The sequence below is a fragment of the Neobacillus drentensis genome (assembly GCF_036965645.1).
GTDB lineage: Bacteria > Bacillota > Bacilli > Bacillales > Cytobacillaceae > Neobacillus > Neobacillus drentensis_D.
Window position 1 is genome coordinate 1 of record NZ_JBALPZ010000191.1, and the last position, 2,051, is coordinate 2,051.

General features: G+C 28.6%; 3 protein-coding genes. All 3 read left to right on the forward strand.

Annotation, left to right across the window (positions count from 1 at the left end):
- Positions 1 to 79 precede the first annotated feature (79 nt).
- Positions 80 to 280: a helix-turn-helix domain-containing protein gene (locus tag V7266_RS27445; protein ID WP_335472389.1), complete on the forward strand. Its 201-nt coding sequence runs from the start codon at positions 80 to 82 to the stop codon at positions 278 to 280.
- A gap of 21 nt (positions 281 to 301) precedes the next feature.
- Positions 302 to 667 carry a hypothetical protein gene (locus tag V7266_RS27450; RefSeq protein WP_335472390.1) on the forward strand — a complete coding sequence of 122 codons (366 nt, stop codon included), beginning with the start codon at positions 302 to 304 and terminating at the stop codon, positions 665 to 667.
- Positions 668 to 1,009: 342 nt separating this feature from the next.
- Positions 1,010 to 1,927 carry a hypothetical protein gene (locus tag V7266_RS27455; protein WP_335472391.1) on the forward strand — a complete coding sequence of 306 codons (918 nt, stop codon included), beginning with the start codon at positions 1,010 to 1,012 and terminating at the stop codon, positions 1,925 to 1,927.
- The last annotated feature ends 124 nt before the right edge of the window (positions 1,928 to 2,051 follow it).

Here is a 2,051-nt window from a genome sequence, read left to right on the forward strand (position 1 = left end):
AATAAATATTACTATCATTGAATTAATATTCGTTTTTACCGAATTTGCTATAATGAAAGTAGCTTAGGGGGGTGATGAAATGAATGGGCGGCTTATTAAGGAAAACATTAAAAAGAAAGGATTTAAGCAGAACTACATACCCAGTGAAGTTGGGTTGCATCCAGTAACATTGAATAAATATTTAAATGGTAAAGCTGAAATTAGAGAATCAAAGATTTACAGATTGTGTGAAATGCTGGAAGTAGATTTTCTTTTTGATCAAAACGCTAAGAAAAATTAATGACGAAGAGAGGAAAAATTAATGAAAAATCAAAACTACCCACTCGTTACAATGACAATTGAGCAGTATGAAACATTAAACGAAAGGTCTAAACAATTCGATATAACAAATAAAGCCTTTGCTTGTGTTATGGAGTGTTTTACTACTGATGATGATCAAGCTAAATTACTTGACTACATAGAATCAAACAAAGATAAAAATATATCATTTGACAGGGAAATAAAACAGTTTATTGAAAGTAAAATCAAACAAATTACCGGATTAAAGAAGTTTTCTTCAATAAAAAACATAAAAGTGGATCTTCCGGAATTTACAAATATTAGTCCGGCTATCCAAACACTAACACAAAATAACCTTAACGATTTTCAAAATATTTTTAAAAAATAAATAAGCCAGCGTTAATACACTGACTAACAATAAGCATATTTAATTCATCATGTAAACTTAAATAGACGTGCTACATTATTTTCTTGTGGCATGTCTGCTTTCTTGTACTGTTTTGTCCTTTGATAACTATATAACTTTAAAAACTCTTAATCAAAGTATACAACAAGGTATATCAAAAATCAATCCAATTTTTCTAAAAATATAAATTGGAATGAAATAAATTAGCTTATCTACAACATGTAGAAAAGCACCAAATAAAACAAGAGTTTTATCAGATTTGAAGGGGAGTGATAAATGCTTAATAAAAATTAATCAAACATCAAGAAGGGAGAAGGAACAAAAATGAAATATGAACAAATTGAAGAACTGTTACAATTCACAGACAAAGAGATTATCTTTATGCCCAATGAAATATTCAATGATTTAAAGGTTGCTATTCCAAATAGTAGTTCACATCTTGCTTTCGCATATTCCTATACATACCTTACAACATGGATTTACAGATATGCTAAACATTTATCAACTAATGGTTTTGTTGACAATATCAAAATGAAAGAAATTTTAGGTTACAACCAAAAATATAAAAAATTAGATTACTTGATTAAGAAACATGGTTTGTTAGATCAGTTAGGCTACACACAAACAGTTAAGGATTTTCCTACTACATGGACATATGATGAATTTGAAGGATTAGAGTTTGGAATGTATTCAACCAATAAGGAATATTTAGCTGTTTTAAATTTATCAAGAAAATTCACTGTCAAGTATCCAGTTAAAGCATTTAACAGATACGAACAAGGGGAAACAGATGGAACGTTTTATCAATTTGAAAATACACACAGTGTTCCATTTGAAGTGTTCGTATTTTGTGTGGATAACGACCAACTTGGAACAATTGGATTTTACCTATACTCTTACATTAAAAGAATGAATGATATTTTTATCAAAGGATGGGATGTATCTCTAGATAAATTGGCAAAGGAAACATCATTACCAGAAACAACTTTAGATAACTACATAGGTGCATTAAGAAAATATAGAATGATTGAAGTTAAGCACAATCAAGAACATTTCTCCTTAGGAATGAGATTAGAGGATAGGAAAGCAAACACATACAAAGTAAATGGATTTCATCAATTTTCAAAAACTCCACAGCCCTATGAAAAAATCAAAGTATTGAATAGGGATGAATATAAAAAGGTAAGTGAAGCGTTATGGGGAAAGAAAGCGGACATAGAACTGGAACAATTACCATATTAACAATTGATTTCTGAATAAGTTACATTTTAGGGGTACATATAATATAGGATTATATAACCTATATATGAATGTTAATTATTAATTTTAACAACTATTGATATAAATAATTTAAACTATATTATAT

Bases quoted from the DNA above. Each gene is read 5' to 3' on its own strand.
- V7266_RS27445 (WP_335472389.1), top strand. From the start codon at position 80: ATGAATGGGCGGCTTATTAAGGAAAACATTAAAAAGAAAGGATTTAAG.
- V7266_RS27450 (WP_335472390.1), top strand. From the start codon at position 302: ATGAAAAATCAAAACTACCCACTCGTTACAATGACAATTGAGCAGTAT.
- V7266_RS27455 (WP_335472391.1), top strand. From the start codon at position 1,010: ATGAAATATGAACAAATTGAAGAACTGTTACAATTCACAGACAAAGAG.